Origin of the sequence: Phyllobacterium sp. OV277, from assembly GCF_900104355.1 — a bacterium.
Taxonomy (GTDB): Bacteria; Pseudomonadota; Alphaproteobacteria; order Rhizobiales; family Rhizobiaceae; genus Phyllobacterium.
The window spans coordinates 1-16,710 of sequence record NZ_FNIY01000008.1 but is presented as its reverse complement, the minus strand read 5'-3'; the positions used below and the strand labels follow the sequence as shown (position 1 = coordinate 16,710).

The 16,710-nt window shown below is 52.8% G+C and carries 11 protein-coding genes; 6 read left to right on the top strand and 5 right to left on the bottom strand.

The window, feature by feature from the left end; genetic code table 11:
* Positions 1 to 158 precede the first annotated feature (158 nt).
* From BLU05_RS20430 to BLU05_RS20420, 3 genes are all read right to left on the bottom strand, one after another.
* Entirely contained in the window at positions 159 to 1,553 is a 1,395-nt protein-coding gene (locus tag BLU05_RS20430; RefSeq protein WP_091884153.1) for an MFS transporter, read from the bottom strand.
* Between the two features lie 70 nt (positions 1,554 to 1,623).
* Positions 1,624 to 2,781, bottom strand: a complete 1,158-nt coding sequence (locus tag BLU05_RS20425; RefSeq protein ID WP_091884151.1) for a porin — start codon at positions 2,779 to 2,781, stop codon at positions 1,624 to 1,626.
* A gap of 444 nt (positions 2,782 to 3,225) precedes the next feature.
* Positions 3,226 to 4,707, bottom strand: a complete 1,482-nt coding sequence (locus tag BLU05_RS20420) for an amidase family protein (RefSeq protein WP_210184624.1) — start codon at positions 4,705 to 4,707, stop codon at positions 3,226 to 3,228.
* Between the two features lie 587 nt (positions 4,708 to 5,294).
* On the opposite strand from BLU05_RS20420, the gene BLU05_RS20415 reads away from it, so the two are divergent.
* The 6 genes from BLU05_RS20415 (at position 5,295) to BLU05_RS20390 (ending at position 14,578) form a co-directional block, all read left to right on the top strand.
* A complete protein-coding gene (locus tag BLU05_RS20415; RefSeq protein WP_091884148.1) occupies positions 5,295 to 6,992 on the top strand; it encodes an AMP-binding protein in 1,698 nt (565 codons plus the stop codon).
* A 90-nt stretch (positions 6,993 to 7,082) separates the two neighbouring features.
* A complete protein-coding gene (locus tag BLU05_RS20410) occupies positions 7,083 to 10,283 on the top strand; it encodes an autotransporter domain-containing protein (RefSeq protein WP_091884145.1) in 3,201 nt (1,066 codons plus the stop codon).
* 74 nt (positions 10,284 to 10,357) lie between these two features.
* Positions 10,358 to 10,705, top strand: a complete 348-nt coding sequence (locus BLU05_RS20405) for a DUF2147 domain-containing protein (RefSeq protein ID WP_091884143.1) — start codon at positions 10,358 to 10,360, stop codon at positions 10,703 to 10,705.
* Positions 10,706 to 10,745: 40 nt separating this feature from the next.
* Complete coding sequence (locus BLU05_RS20400; RefSeq protein WP_091884140.1) at positions 10,746 to 11,927, top strand: alpha-hydroxy-acid oxidizing protein; 1,182 nt, start codon at positions 10,746 to 10,748, stop codon at positions 11,925 to 11,927.
* A gap of 157 nt (positions 11,928 to 12,084) precedes the next feature.
* The gene (locus BLU05_RS20395) at positions 12,085 to 13,392 is read left to right on the top strand and encodes a spinster family MFS transporter (RefSeq protein ID WP_091884137.1); all 1,308 of its coding nucleotides are present in this window, start codon (positions 12,085 to 12,087) and stop codon (positions 13,390 to 13,392) included.
* A gap of 76 nt (positions 13,393 to 13,468) precedes the next feature.
* Positions 13,469 to 14,578: an alpha/beta hydrolase gene (locus tag BLU05_RS20390; protein ID WP_091884135.1), complete on the top strand. Its 1,110-nt coding sequence runs from the start codon at positions 13,469 to 13,471 to the stop codon at positions 14,576 to 14,578.
* Between the two features lie 1,229 nt (positions 14,579 to 15,807).
* On the opposite strand, the gene BLU05_RS20385 is transcribed toward BLU05_RS20390, so the two are convergent.
* A complete protein-coding gene (locus BLU05_RS20385; RefSeq protein WP_091884132.1) occupies positions 15,808 to 16,251 on the bottom strand; it encodes a PIN domain-containing protein in 444 nt (147 codons plus the stop codon).
* A 2-nt stretch (positions 16,252 to 16,253) separates the two neighbouring features.
* Positions 16,254 to 16,502, bottom strand: coding sequence for a type II toxin-antitoxin system Phd/YefM family antitoxin (locus BLU05_RS20380; RefSeq protein ID WP_091884490.1), 249 nt, complete (start codon positions 16,500 to 16,502; stop codon positions 16,254 to 16,256).
* Between the last annotated feature and the right edge of the window lie 208 nt (positions 16,503 to 16,710).

The window sequence follows — 16,710 nt, the reverse complement described above, 5'->3', positions numbered from 1 at the left end:
CAGCTTTGTTAGCGCGCCAAAAACACGGCGCGATTTATGGACAGGGCACCGGTTTACAGGGCAGCAGCGACCGCGCCCCTGTTTGGAGCGCGACCATTAAAATAATTGGCTACGGAAAGCCTGCTTGTCGGATATGCACCTATTCAGACAGCATCACGCTATCGGACGCTGCGGATTTTGTTCACCAGTATTGCGCTTAGTCCGACGATTGCTGCGGCAATCGTATAGAGGGTTCCATAACCAAATTGCGTAACAAGAAGGCCGGCAATCACCGGGGCTAAAGCATAGGGGCCGGCGATGGCAAAGTTGATCACGCCGAGATCTTTGCCCCTGTCTCCAGCTGATGGCAACACTTGTGTAATCATGGCCTGATCCACGGCTATGTAGCAGCCAAACCCCAAACCAACGACACCGGCAGAAACCATAATCAATGGCCATGAATTGGGTACCATGGCAAACAGAAGTATACCTGTTGCCTTAATGAGTCCGCCCAGGATGACGAAAGCTTTTCGCCTGCCACTGCGGTCGGACAGCCAACCACACGTAACGCCTGAGATCACCGTGCATAAGGTGTAGATGACCACCAGCAACACCAGACCATCTTCCGAGCGTTTCCCCGGGAAAAGAAGTTCATAGTGCAATTTGTCTCGCAGAAAATACAACAAATACAATGTGAACATTGCAGCACCGAGTTGCATGAGAAAACGCGTTATCCAAGCCCAGGCAAAATCGGGGTACTTTTTGGGGCTGATCCAGAAACCGCCAATAAATTCCATCACATTGAAAGGGCGTAGAGATGATTTTGGCAGAATCGGATCACGGGATGAAATGACGAAAGATATGGCAGACAACACGAGGATGAACGCGAAGGAATAGTAGGCAGACGACACCGCAGATATGAAAAATGCTGCTACCAATGCGCCGATGATCGTGCCCATAGGCGGAGAGCCTCCAACAAAGGCTCCAACAATGGCTCGTTGCTTTACGGGTACATGATCAGGAATTTCCGCCCCCAGTGATGCAAGCATGCCATTGAGGCAGGCAGCGGCAACGCACCAGGCCATAATGAGTTGCCAAATTGCCGTGGCCAAACCCAGAGATGCCAGAGCCAAAGCGCCGATTACCGCGCATCCGACTGTCCATAGATGACGTCTGCCATAGCGCGATGTCGTTCTGTCAGAAAATGCTCCAACCAAGGGGTTTGCAAAGACCGAAGCCAACGCTCCCAGCCCTGAAACCAGCGCGAGCATGGATTCCTTTTGGCCCGGAGCGATCGCTTCAATCTGTTGAGGCAACAATACAGCCATCGTACCGAACAGACTGGTGAAAAGGCCAAGATGCGCCAATGTCAATGTGCTGATGAACCGTTTGGATACGGTCTTAACCGGTTCCGAGAGTGCGGTCATGGGCGCTGCCCCGTTGCTTACCCCCGGACCAGAAATGGCGTTTTCTATCTGTGTCATAATTGTACCCGCTCTTGGAACTGAAAATTTCATCGCCGCATACGCCGCACCCCCAGTATGGAGGTCAACGTTCATTGCAAAATTACGCATCGTATAACTGGACTGAAATTCTGTGGCTCTGGAGTCTTAACTCCGGAGCATGCGATCATAACGTCGATGATCAAAAGTCCATCTGAATGCCGAGCAGGCCGCCAAAGGAGTGGTCTTTGCCAAACCCGCGATTGCTGTCGCCATATGACGTATAGACAAATTCAGGACCGACCGTCAGATTGGGAACAGGCCGATAGAGCAGGTTCAGGGAAGCCGACGTGGTTCCGGCAGATTCGTAGGCGACCTGCAAATTGACCATCGCTTTGGTCGAGATGAATGAGGAGACCCCTCCCCAGACCGCATAATCTCCATTCCATTGCGCGAACCAGTTCGGTTTTTTGAAGAAGGTCGGGCCGAATTTGGTTGTGTCGCCATCACTCTGATAACCAACCATCACGAATGCCGACACGATCTGGTTGAACTTCAGATCCAGACGAACTTTGGCAGCCCATTCTTCCTGTTTGGAATCGTACCCAGCAACAGCGGAAATACCACCCCATTCCTGCTTGTACTTCAGACCGCCAAGAATATGGGGGGTATAACCATCGATCTCGTAGGGCGTGCTATCGATAACCGGAGCACCTGTCAGGGGATTGATCCCCACAATCCGATCATATGAGCCTGAACCCTGCTCCGCGCCGATCATCGCCGAGAAGCCCTTGCCACTGTCGTAGGTGTAGCTGATCTGGTTCGAATATCCCGACTGGTAGTTGATAACGTCATCAATCACCACGCCTCCGGCGTCCCCGGTCCACGTTCCAAAGATTTCGTCTGCTACACCAATGCGAAAGCCGCCCAGCTCAATGTAGGCCGTGAGCTGCTTAAATATGTTGTCGCCGTTGGTATAGTTGAACTCCGGTTCAATGAAGGAGCGCAGTGTTCCCAATTCCGTTTCGGTGCGGGCGTCAAAGCGAAGCTTGGTCTGATTCCTGACATACCAGGTTTTCAATTCAGTACCTGTGCCCGGATCTTCACCAAAGCCGTGAAGGATTCGGATATAGCCATCGACCTTCAGGCAGGTTTCCGTTCCCGGAATATAGAAAAAGCCAGCACCGTAGGCGTCACAGACGCGTACATATTCGACAGGCTCAGGCTCAACCGGATCCGATTTCGACTGCGCCAACGCCATGGAACCAAGGCCCAGCAGCATGAGCGAACCGAGAAGGCCGACACTTAGCGGCGACGCTGCTTTACGGAGCTTGGAATTATCTTGTGTTACTGCATGCATTACGAAATCCCCCTTTTTTTTTTAGCTGCAGCTCCCTCGAGACCATCCGGGCATGAAGGGAACTGCGCAGGAATGCATTTCAAATTGTGTTGGCCTCTCCTAAAGACCGTCCTGTTATTTCATCGCCCAGCTTGTCTGGATTTGGCGATAACGTTGGGTCGCACTGGTCCCAACGACTGCTTCCATGTTTTGACCCTTCGTCGGTATCCGCCCATTTCGGACCCAAGTAAGAACTCAACTTTCAATAACATGATTACCAATCATGTTTAAATTTATGATATGTAATCACATTTGTGTCAAGCCCGGAAATATCGAAGACTTGTTTGCCGGATTGTTAAGTCGATTGGCTGGAACGATGCGGCTCGAGTGGTCGACTACGCGGTACCACGTGGCGACTTGATTGCTTGCCGCAACCGTCACCACGCAGGATTATTCGCATGATACTCAGGCAAAGACCGGCGGGCGGCGATGCGCCCACGGCTTTGCTGCCTCGAGCTCAAAGGCAAGTTCAAACAATGTTCGTTCCTCGCCCATACCAGTGGCAAATTGCATGCCAACAGGCAGATTATCCTCTGTCCAATGCAAGGGAATACTCGCGGCAGGTGCTCCGATATAATTTTGAAGATACGCGCCGTTCATAAAATGCGTGCACCGCTCTAAAGCTTCGTCAGCCGAAAGATCACCCGTTATTTCACCCAAGGGGATTGGCGGCGTCAGGAAAACAGGCGATAGGATAAGATCAAATTGTTTCAGCCAGGCCTCATAGATCATTATATTGGCCTGTCGACGCTCGAGAAGCGCTGCTATGTCGTCGGCAGTCAGCTTAAGCCCCATCTCACGTAAACCCAACGTCGTCGTTTCAAACATCGTGGTGTTGGGTTCGACTCCTGTAAGCTGGCGGAACATCTCCGTCCCCTCTGCGACTGCTTTGGCGTAACAGTCGATGAAGTCTCTGGTCAGAACTTCACCATCGATCGCCCAGCTCGTTTCTTCAACATGATGTCCCAGTTCCTGCAACAGATGACAGGTGTCATCCATGCCCCGTTGAACTTCAGGATGTGCCTTGTTGCCGGTGATGCCTCCATTGACAAAACCAATCTTGAGCCGCCGGTTTGCCGGACCTTCTATTTTGCCGATAGGCGAGAAAACCGCGTCGTCCCCTGTTCTTTCGGTTGCAGCAAACATGGTGGCCGAATCCCGGACGCTTCGTGTCAGGCAATGTTTGACGGTAATCGCGATTGGACCGGAGACAGGCGTCGGCCCCACAAGCCGTCCTTGGCTCGGCTTTAGGCCAAACAACCCGCATGCAGATGCGGGATTGCGAATAGAACCACCGCCATCACTTCCATCCGCGAAAGGCACAATCCCGGCAGCAACAGCTGCGCCAGCGCCTCCGGACGAGCCAGATGTACTTACATTCGTATTCCAGGGATTGCGGGTTGGGCCAAACGCCAGGGGTTCAGTGGTCGGGAGGAGACCGAACTCACCAAGCGTTGTTTTCCCGATCACCACTACGCCCAAACTCTCGACTGCCTGAACATAGGGGATGGATGCTTTTGCTGGCGGAAAATTTCTCGTGGCATTGGAACCCATACGGGTTGCTTGCCCGGCAAAATCGACCATGTCTTTGATGAGATAGGGAACGCCGGCAAATGGGCCTGTCAGATCTGCATTTTTTGCCCGATCGCGGGCCTGATCAAAACAGGATGAGACCATAAAGTTCAATTTTGGTTGCAATGCTTCAGCACGAGCGATGGCTGCATCAACCGCTTCAAGCGCGGTGATATCGCCCCGTCGAACCATCGCCGCTGTTTCTGTTGCATCAGCAATAGGCGTCATCCGATTGCCTGTGACGGCAGTTTGGATCGTATCCGTGTTGTCTGTTCCGGATGTTTGAAGCAATTCCTGTGTACTTGCAGAGCTCATGCAATCTCTCCCGATCTGCCCGGCGTGGCATCCAATCACACAGCATGAAAAGACAGCCGATTAAATATGATATATTGTCAGATTCATAATCTGATACATATTCATATTTTAAGTCAAGCGAAAATCTTTGAGCCACTCGAACTGAGTGTTCTCCTCTCCCGGCGGCCATCACGACCAGCGATCCGTTGTTTGCCGTTGTAAGATTTTCGCTTGACTTAAAACATGAATGTGTATCATTTTCTAAATATGATTACATGTCATATTATGGAGGACTTGACATGCAAGCAGTCAGATTGGGTGCCGCGTTCATCGCAACCCGGCCCGGGCGCTTCAGTTTTTTCGACATTGCATTGTGCAATCGGCGTCGCGCAGGCTGCACAAACTTCCCCCGCATCCAATCACTCACCCACACGAGGCTCGATCCACGCGTGATGCCGGGGAAGGCCTAATGCATAGACTTTTTTGAAGAGAAGCGTCCCGCAATGCCTACCCGCAAGAAAAAATGCGGGCAAAGGCCTTTGAGCCGAGCAGCAAATGCCCCGTTGCAACTGAACTTGCCAAACCGGGAACAATTGGGAGTGAGGGAAATGGATCGCATCTGGACCAAGCACTATCCGGCCGGAGTGCCTGCCGAAGTCGATATCCACCAATATTCGTCTGTCGTTGAATTGCTTGAAGAAGGCTTTGAAAAGCATCGCGGCAAACAGGCATATGTATTGGCCGACAAGACATTGACCTATAACGATGTCGACCGCCTCTCGCTTGACCTTGCTATATATTTGCAGGCGCTGGGTTTGCGACATGGGGATCGTGTCGCGGTCATGTTGCCCAATGTGCTGCAATATCCGATAGCGACCGCTGCAATCCTGCGGGCTGGCTTTATCATCGTAAACGTCAACCCACTCTATACAACGCGAGAACTTGAGCATCAGCTAAGGGATTCGGGCGCCAATACCATCATCATTCTCGAACAGTTTGCAGCGACGCTCGAGCATATCGTCAAGAAGACGGCGATCAAAAACGTTGTGCTTGCGGGACAGGGAGACCTGTTAGAATCTTCCAGCGCCGAGGATACCAATCAGCTTGCCGAGCATTCCGGATTGCCCAATACGGTTCGCTTCAACAAGGCTATAGCAATCGGGCATCTTGGGACTCTCGTCAAACCGCAGATCGAACCTGATGACATCGCTGTTCTGCAATATACGGGCGGAACAACTGGGGTTTCGAAAGGTGCCGTCCTTCAGCACCGCGCGATTATTGCGAGTGTCCTGATCCATGATGTGTGGCTTGATGTTGGCTTTACCAAGGAGGAGAATTCAGAACAGAGAGCTGTTCTCTGCGCCCTGCCTCTTTACCACATTTTTGCATTCATTATGTGTGGAATGCTCGCAATGCGATGGGGCAGTTTGAACGTCCTTATTCCCAATGCTCGGGATATCCCGGTCGTGGTCAAGGAAATCGCCCGACATAAAGTCCATTGCATCCCGGGTGTGAATACATTCTTCAAAGCTCTGACCAATGACCCCAATTTTGCTGAAGTGGATTTCACAAACCTGCAACTATCCATAGCAGGGGGAATGGCAGCCGACCGGGCAGTGGCCCGGAAATGGCTGGAGATTACCGGTTGCTCGATCACCGAAGGGTATGGCCTGTCGGAGACTTCATGCGCCATTGTCTGCAACCTGGCGGATAGCCAGCGCTTTACCGACACGATCGGCCTGCCTTTTCCAAATACCGATATCAGGCTGATCGATGACAATGGCGACGATGTGGCCTTCGGCAAAACCGGTGAAATTGCGATCAGAAGTCCGCAAGTAATGGCCGGCTACTTTAACCGCCCTGATGAAACCAAAGCAGCAATGACAGCCGATGGATTCTTCAAATCCGGTGATATCGGCTCGATGGACGAGCAAGGTTACATCAAGATCGTCGACAGGAAGAAAGATATGATCCTGGTGTCGGGGTTCAATGTCTTTCCAAGCGAAATCGAGAGTGTGGCAGTGCTCCACCCAGCCATAAGGGATTGTGCCGCCGTTGGGATACCAGACGAACGCTCAAGTGAAGCCGTCGTCCTCTTTGCCGTTCGCAGCGATCCGACACTTACTGAAGAAGAGCTCAGATCCTTCTGCGCCCGCAGCCTCACCGGCTATAAGCGGCCGAAATACATTCAGTTCTGCACAGACTTGCCATTATCCAACGTGGGGAAGGTCTTACGCCGCCAGCTGCGCGACGAAGCAGTGAGCAGAATGCATGACAGCGCCTCGGAATTATCCCGATCGGCCTGAAGCAATTCAACGACCTCACATCGTTTCAAGAGCAAAAAATCGTGGAACGGACGATGCGAGGTTTCAAACTCAAATGGGAACCTTTATTCAATGAGCATTGTTCGAAACAGCATCACACGTTCCCTGACTTCGGTCGCGCTAACCCTTGTTTTGGCGGCCCCTTCATGGGCTCAGCCGGTCCAATCAGGCGACTTTCCGTTTCGCCGATCTATCATTTTCGGGGATAGCCTGTCCGACAATGGCGGGCTCAAGGACGCGACTAACGGCTTATCGGGGGCGATCATCGGTGCGTTCCTCGAAATAGCCAAGCACGCGACTGACGGACGGATAAGCAATGGATCTGTCTGGGATGAATATCTGGTCCCAAATCAGGACAGAGGAGTGACTGTTTCATTTGGCGGCGTTGCGGCAGCAGCACTCGGCTTTACGGGTTGGGCTGTCGCGGGGAATTATGGTGCGACAGGGCCCAATGGCGGAAAAAGCATAAACTACGCGGTGGCCGGCGCGAAATATCTCACTCCCGACGGGATAGAGGGCCGAGTGATTCCTACCCCCGGCGCCCAAGTAGACGCTTTCCTGAAGGCGACGGGATATGCCACCAATTCCATCGACAAGAATGACCTTGTGACATTCTGGGCCGGTGCCAATGATGGATTTGAGGTTGTCGGCAAAGGCGCACTGACTGAAGCATCTGCGGATACGTCAAAGCAGGAAGCGCTCAAGAGTCTGAACAAGCTCTACGCAGCTGGCGGTCGCAAGTTTCTCATCCCCGACTTACCAAACTTCGGATCTACGCCTCGCTTTAATGCAAATGGACAGACAATAGCGGCGGGCAATGAAACGACAGACATCTTCAATAGGCGCATAGCCGCAGCTATCAGTGAGTTTCAGGCTTCGCATCCGGATGCCACGATATTCGCGCCCAAGATCGGGCCTCTCGTTGATACGGCCGTAAAGTATGGTTCCGATTTCGGTTTCACGAACGTTACGCAAGGCTGCTATTATACCGACTGTTTCAAACTCGAGCGCGGTTCTGAGGCACAGAACGCTTATCTCTTTTGGGATGATGTTCACCCGACAACGCGCATGCATGCCTATCTTGCCAATTATATCAAACAGTATTGGCTTAATCCTGATCTTGCCGGCTTTTACACCGTTTCGCCAAGCAATCTCTTCAGCACGGTGCGGCATTACTTTTTCCCGGATGATGCACGAACCCTTGCCGGTTATCTGACCGGCGATGCCGCCCTCTACAAGCTCAATGGCGGCACCCTTACCGTAACCGGTGAGAACACCTACACTGGCGGTACTTTTATCAGAGATGGCGGCTTGCGCATCGGCAATGGCGGAACAACCGGCTCCATCATCGGCAATGTTGAGATGGGAGACAGGGCGCTGCTGCAGTTCGATCGCTCCAACACCTATGTTTTTGATGGTGTTATTTCCGGTAAAGGCAGCGTCGAACAGAATGGTTCCGGCCGAACGGTCCTGACAGGCGCCAGCTCCTATACCGGCGATACCATCGTCAACAAGGGCATGCTGTCTGTGAATGGCTCGCTCGCATCGAAGGTGACGGTGAATAATGGCGGCATCATCGGCGGTACGGGTACGATCGGTGGTTTGTCAGCCAAGAGCGGTGGTCTGGTTTCACCGGGCAATGCCATCGGCAAATTGACTGTTAATGACGACGCATCCTTTGACAAGGGTAGTGGCCTTGCCATTGAAGTTGCAGGCGACGGACGCAGCGACAAGCTGACAGTGACAGGTACAGCTACACTCAATGGTGGCACGGTCTATGTCCGCCCTGAAAACAGCACCTCCCTTTTGACTGAAGGTCAGGTGAAAACCCTTGCAGGCAAGAGCTATGTCATCCTGACCGCCAACGAAGGCGTCAATGGCAGGTTTGATAATGCCACGCCGTATTACAGATTTTACGGCGCGCACCTTAACTACAACCCTGATGATGTGATCCTCACCCTCGCACGCAACGGGACGTCCTTTGCCTCAGCAGGCACAACGGCAAACCAGAAAATGGCCGCCGCAAGCATCCAATCCATGATGGTGGCGGCACCGGAAGCCAATACCGCTCCAACATCGGTCACTGGCGATAACCCAGCGAAGGACCCGGCCAATAATACGGCGCAAACCCAACAGCCACAAGCTGCGGTCACTCAACAGACAATGACCGGAAAACAGTTGGCAGACGCGCCATCCACAGTAGGCAACGGGAATGGGGATACCAAGAAACCGGCCATCGCACTCTATAATGAGGTGGCTGCCTCAACGATCAACGACAATTTGCCCATAGCTCTGACAGCCCTTTCCGGCGACGTGCATGCTTCCCTGAGAGGCATGCTCCTTGAGGACAATCGCTTCCGTGATGCTGCAACCAACAGGGTGCGAGAGGCCTTTGATGGCATTTCGGTCAACGCAGGTCCCGCTTCCGGCAACACCGACAAGTCAGGTGCAGCAACCATAGCAATGTGGGGTCAAGCATACGGTTCATGGAACCACGTCGACAGCAGTGGCAATGCCATCGAACGCAACCGTTCAATCGGTGGGTTTGTAACCGGTATTGATGGCATCGTTGCTGATAACTGGCGGCTCGGCATTCTGGCGGGCTACGCCAATTCCTCGATGAACGGAGCCGGTTCATCCGCCTCGGTCGATAGCTATCAGGTTGGTATCTATGGCGGCACGCAATGGGATGCACTTGGTCTGCGCTTTGGCGGCACCTATGCGCATCATCAAATCGACACTGATCGGTCGGTGACCTTTGGCGGCATCGCAGACTCAACCAATGCCAGCTACGATGCCAACAGCTTGCAGATATTCGGCGAAACGGGTTACGAAATCAAAACCTCCGTTGCTTCGTTCGAACCATTTGCCGGACTTGCCTATACCCGGTTGAAGACTGACAGCTTCACGGAGACTGGTGGCGCCACTGCGCTGTCGGGCTTCAGCGGTTCGACAGAGGCCACCACCTCCACGCTTGGTCTTCGCGCCTCCCGCCAGTTCCACCTCGGCGATACGACGACGATGACCGCCAAGGCTATGGTCGCGTGGCAGCATGCCATGGGCGACACGACGCCGGAAGCCAAACTCGCATTTGCTGGCGGCACTCCATTCTCCGTCGAAGGTCTGCCCATCGCAAAGGATGCGTTGGCACTTGAGGCAGGTCTGGATTTCAACCTGAGCCGTAACACTTCGCTTGGCATTTCATACCGCGGCCAGATCGCTGATCACATGAATGATCACTCCATCAAGGCTGATCTCAGCATCAAATTCTAAAGAGACGATTGCTGGCCCCTACCCGCCATGGGTAGGCGCCACAGCATGAGCTTACAAACAAAAAGGGGAATAAAATGAAACTAAAATATTCATCAATGATCGCTGCACTTTTGATGACCGCAACCCCGGCTCTCGCCAGCGAGCCAATTGTCGGGTCGTGGAAAATGGATGATGGAACAATCATCCAATACGTTTCGTGCAATCAGACCGCATTCTGCGGCACCGTCGCAAGCGGTCCCGACAAGGGAAAATCCGTTGGTACAATGGCCGGAACCGGTAGCGCCTATACCGGCAAAGTCATCAGCTTCAAGGAGGGGAAAACCTATGACGGCAAAGCAACTGTGAGTGGCAATGAGATGTCCCTGAAGGGCTGCGCGCTTGGTGGACTGATCTGCAAAAGCCTGAAGTTGTCGCGCCAGTAGCAGGTCCATCACCGGTCATGTAGGAGGGAGGAATATCTGGATGAGCAAAACAACACCTCGGCGAAATTTTTCCGAATACCAGAATGATATCTATCAGGAGGGCATGTTCGGAAATAAAGTTCCTGACATCACCACCAATCTGGCCGATCTTGAGGACAGCGCGAAGCAACATTTATCACAAGACGCACTTGGCTACGTCTTGCCAAGTGCTGGGAGTGGCGCAACTGCAAAAGCGAACAGAGCCGCATTCGAGAAATGGCACATCGAGCCTCGCATGCTGCGCGGAAGCCCCCAAAGAGATTTGTCTTGCAGCCTCCTCGGAACGCAAATGCCGGCTCCCTTGATGATTGCGCCAATGGGTATCCAGACTCTGGCTCATCCCGATGGGGAGCTCGCAACAGCGCGTGCAGCAGCGACGCTTGGGATTCCCTACATTCACTCGACGCAAGCTGCGCATTCCTTTGAAGAAGTTGCGGATGCAAACGGATCTGGACCGCGATGGTTTCAGCTCTATTGGCCAACCAACGAGGCTGTTTGTATCAGCTTTCTGAAGCGCGCCAAGGCAAGCGGTTTTTCCACACTTGTTCTTACCCTTGATACTGTTCTTATGGGATGGCGGCCTGCCGATCTTGATCGCGGATTTTTACCATTCCTGCACAATAAGGGGCTTGCCAACTGGCTCACCGATCCGGCATTTCTTTCCGGACTGGGCAAACCCGCTGCGGAAGACCCAGTGGCAGCAGCTCTTCATTGGGTAAAGATGTTTCCCAATCCGGGTTTGAGTTGGTCGGATCTGCCCTTCCTGAGAAAACATTGGGATGGTCCGATCGTTCTGAAGGGAATTGTTTCTCCTGCCGATGCCATACTGGCTGCCGAACATGGGATGGATGGAATCGTGGTGTCGAACCACGGCGGGCGACAGATTGACGGTGCTGTTGCAGCGCTGGATGCCTTGCCTCTGATTGCCGAAACCGTTGGGGACAAGCTTACAGTATTGTTCGATTCCGGCACGCGCACAGGCGTTGACGTAACCAAGGCCCTGGCTCTCGGAGCTCAAGTAGTCCTGTTAGGTCGTCCAGTGCTTTACGGGCTCGCACTCAGGGGACAATCCGGCGTTGAACACGTGCTGCGTTGCTTTTTGGCCGAACTCGATTTGACGCTCGCTCTGTCTGGCTATGCAAGTCATCGTGAACTGGCAAGAAACTCGTTGCGACCGGTCTAAGTGCAGTTTTTAAACACATGGCCTCAAGTCTCCAGCACACTCTCAACTTTGCGTCATCCATAATGCTGAAAGACTAGTCGCCATTTCCTCTTGACTAAAAACATGATTATATATCATGTTTGGAGTGTACTAATATGTCACACTGGGGGAGATTGACATGAATGAGGGGAAACAAGCCAGTAACGCATGGAGAGTGCTCTGCCTGCTCTTTCTGGCCAATCTGTTCAACTTCTTTGATCGTGCCATTCCGGCCATCCTTAATGAGCCGATCCGGCACGAATGGGGGCTGACAGATTTTCAGCTTGGTCTTGTCGCTTCAGCCTTTACGGTCGTCTACGCCATCGCCGGGCTGCCGATGGGACGACTTGCAGATACGGGCTCGCGCAAGAAGATCATGGGCTGGGGTCTCATTATCTGGAGCGCTTTCACGGGCTTGAACGGATTGGTCTGGAATTTTTCTTCCTATCTCGTTGTGCGTATTGGCGTGGGAATTGGCGAAGCAAGCTATTCTCCGGCAGCAAGCGCACTGATCGGAGATCTGTTTCCGTCGAACAGACGCTCTCGAGCTCTCGGGATATTCATGCTGGGACTGCCGCTGGGACTGATACTCGCCTTCTTCACCACCGGCGCTGTGGTACGCGCTTTCGGCTCCTGGCGGGCGCCTTTCTTCCTTGCCATGGTTCCAGGCATTGTCCTTGCAGTTCTCATCTTTTTCATCAAGGAGCCACGGCGCGGCGCAGCCGAAGAACAGCAAATTGCGCAAACGACTGTCACGCGCCCCATACGCAAAGTGCTCAGCATCCCAACCATGTGGTGGCTCACGCTTGCGGGAATTGCAGCAAATGTCGCGGCCTATTCCACCAACTTCTTTATGGTTCCTTTGTTACAGCGCTATTTTGGCCTTCCACTTGAAAAGGCAGCCATAACCACTGGGGTGATCGTAGGTGTCACCGGCTTGATTGGCCTGACATTTGGCGGATGGATTGCCGACAAGATGCATCAGCGCTCCGAACGAGGCCGACTATTGTTCGGGGCATTCGGCCTGCTGGTATCGGCAGGTGTAACAGCTTATGCCCTGACGCTCGGCGGCACCCAGATTGCGTTGTTTACGGCAGTGTTCAGCTTTGGTTGGCTGCTTCAATACAATTATTACACCTGCGTCTATCCGGCCATTCAGGATGTTGTGGAACCGCGCCTGCGCGCAACCGCCGTGGCTGTTTTCTTCGCGGCACTTTATCTGCTGGGAGGAGCCTTCGGACCGATTGTCGTTGGATTACTTTCCGATCACTTCTCAGCCACCGCCATGCTGGCGGCTGGCGCATCACAAATGACCGAAGAGTTTAAGGCAGACGGTCTCCATGCGGCAATGTTTGTCATTCCCGTCGCTCTGTTCATAACAGCTATTGCCATGTTCGTAGCTGCGCGCACGTTCACAAGGGATGCCAACGCCATGAAAGCAGCATGATGCAACACATCCATCCATGACCGAAATTGCCCGGGAAATTATTTGGTGATCGCGACTTGAGAAGGAGGATGGAGCTATGACATCGACGACCCTGCGCGGCCGCTTGGAAGCAAAAATAGTCCGGGCATTTATACGTTCTCCCAAATGGCTCATGCGGGCCATATGTGGCCCCGCGATTATCCGCGATGGACAGACACTCGACCTTCAGGTCCAGTTCCTCTTGCATCTGTTCAAGCGGAAGGACGAACCTCCAACTGTCCAAATGGCGAGACAGGAATTGGAAGCAATGGGCGGTTTGCTTGCCCATCCTGCAACTTCAAATATCACCATCGCATCATTGGAACTTGCCGGACCGGCCGGGGCCATACCGGCACGAAGTTACCGGCCGCGCAACATGCGTGAACCGGCTGCGGCGCTGGTTTACCATCATGGTGGCGGATACGTGGCGGGATCACTCGATTCCCATGACATGCATTGCCGCCAAATAGCTCTGGATGCCAACTGCCTGGTCATCTCCATTGATTACCGGCTGGCGCCCGAGCATCCATTTCCGGCCGCTATTGATGACGGCGTGGCGGCATTCCGGCAGGTTACGATCCGCGCAGGTGAATTGGGTGTGGACGTAACACGCGTAGCCGTTGGCGGCGACAGTGCCGGCGGTAATCTGGCCGCCGTTGTCGCCCAGCAAACAAAAGATGATGTTAACAAGCCATGTTTCCAGTTGCTGTGGATACCATGGGTCGACATGAGCAGGCAGAGACCATCCTATACGCTCTTTGAGCGTGGCTTTGGTCTTGAAAGAATTCATATGGAGTGGTTCACCGAACTATATCTGCCCAGAATATCCGATAGTCTCGATCCAAGAGCATCCCCCATACTCGGCGATGTAACAGGACTGGCCCCGGCGGCAATTCTGATCGCGGGCTTTGATCCCTTACGCGACGAAGGGGAGGAATATGCCCGCAGGCTGGAGGCAGCCGGGATCGACGCATTCTGCAAACGTTACCCCAGCCTCCCACATTCTTTTTTGGGCACGGGAGGCTATATTCACGATGCCGCGGTATCATTTGACGATGCGACCCGTCAGCTGCGTGAAGCCTTTGCGCGCGATGACGCCACTTCATCCAATGTGCTCAGATTTAATCAGGCGAATGGCAAAGTTGGATCACAGGGAGGAGCCTCATAAGCCAATCCCCGGAAAACCGAAAGGCTCGCTTGGTTAGCCGACCTCCACCTGCAGTTGGCCTAGTGTTCGACAATCAGCCAGCCATCGCTGCGCCGGGTGCTCCTGAATTTTGCATCAGCCCGGTCGAAGCATTGTCCCGTCAATTCCGAAAAATCACCACTCTTTCTAGGATAATCAGGAAGCAATCAAAAGTAGTGTAAGTGGAATTAGACTGCGCCAATCACATCTGTTCATGCCCGATAAGCTCCAGTCATTTTCGTTGATTGCAATAATCAGATTCGAAACTACATCAGGATATAACCGGTAGAGGTTGCATGGCGATTACGCCGTCAACGTGCACACCGACCTGCGGGTTGGCTATGTGTATGCCTGCTTTAGCTAACGCTTCAAAAATTCGGGCATTGAGGTCGTTAATTGCATTCATCCTATCTTCGATCGGCCGGACAAAACCCTGAGTTCAAAGTCCAGAACTCCACATGCACCGAACGCCACGAGAAAACTGCGGGGTGGCGGGCGGTCTAATATCAGCGCGTGTTCAGCGGCAGATTGGCAAGAATTAGGTGTACTGCTGTTATGTCGGCATTTTCAGTGACGCCGACCTTAATCAAGGCGGGTGCTTGAACCCAAGGAGGCGACCGGCGTGCTACTTCACGGACAATCTGGCCACCTTGTGACGGAACGTGTTAGACGAAACCAAGGATCGCTTTGAGGCGGCATTCAAGCACTTGAACGGACTGCTGAAATAGGAAGGCGAGCCGATGAAAATGGCTGTGATGAATCACGGCAGTCTTCGCAGCCCCATCTTGGTCATTCATTGTCATTAGCGATTGATCACGAAAGCGCAGCAAATGCAGATCACTTTGCGTTGTTTTTATTAGATAACTTCACTTATCACGCAATTATTACAATAATAGCTTCCTCATTACGGACTAACATAACCCCTCAGCCAAGCATTACTTGCTTGCTGCGCTGTCTTATGAGGGAGATTGCGCTCTGTGCCCGTGCTGAGGGCCGATCTGCTTGATTTTCCTGCATTTTTTCGACGTTTTAGGCCTCCCCTGCCCTCTCCACCTAGCCTTCTTACCGCCGTTTTCCCCTTATCGGCATTTTCAAACGTTCGTTTTCCAATAACTTATGTGTTTGTACAAAACCGTTTATGACTAAGATAATGTGTCGATGAAATCGAATTGTATCGACACATATTCAAAAGCTGTCACTCCCTCGACACTTTATGCCGACGACGGTAGTTCTTTTAATGGATTCCACCATTTCACGCCCATTGGATCAAAATGCTTTTCGTTGGCGGTTAACACTGTTAAGCCATTGGCATCCGCTGTAGCTGCAACGGCAACGTCTGCAAAACCGGGCTCATACGCTCGAGCACGATCAAGAATGGCACCCGCTGCGTAAGCTTCTTTGATGCCAAATGGGAGAATTCTGCTTCCATACAAATTCTCGATCAAGGTCACCCAATTGCGCAGCCTTTTGGCCTTGGTGACCGCCTCAATCCGCTCGGCACGATGAATGCCATGCCAGATTTCAGCAATTGTCACCGACGAAAGATAAATTTCGGAGCCATGCAACTCCAGCCAACCAAGAATTGGAGGGCGTGTGCTTTGAGCGGCGGCAACCGGTGATGTCGCAGATACGATGTTTGTATCAAGCAGGAACAAGCTCAGAACTCCGGACTATAGGATCGCGATGGCTTCTGACTGCGTTCGGGAACGTCACCCGTCTCTCCCGGAAACGCTGCTAGAAGTTCACCGAAGCTGGGAACCTTGGAGAGCCTTTCATATTCTTCAAAGGAGAGAACCACGGCTTCCTTGCGTCCGTGGCGCGTAACAACAGTCGGTTCCCCTGCAACGGCCCGATCAACAATTGCCGAGAAAGTTGCCTTCACGTCTTTTAATTGCGCCTCTTTCACTATGACCACTCCTATATGACTACCAATAGTCATATTATATCGCGTGGCATTTTCTGCAAGGCTCCATTTTTGAAGATTTATCGCGCCTTTCAACAATATCATCCGCCGCCTCATTCCTCACCTTCCTTTGACGAGCCTGACGTGTTGTCCATTTGCGCGCAGTTGGGCAAGGAGCATGGGCCAGACGGAGAATTCGCCTTTTGCGGCT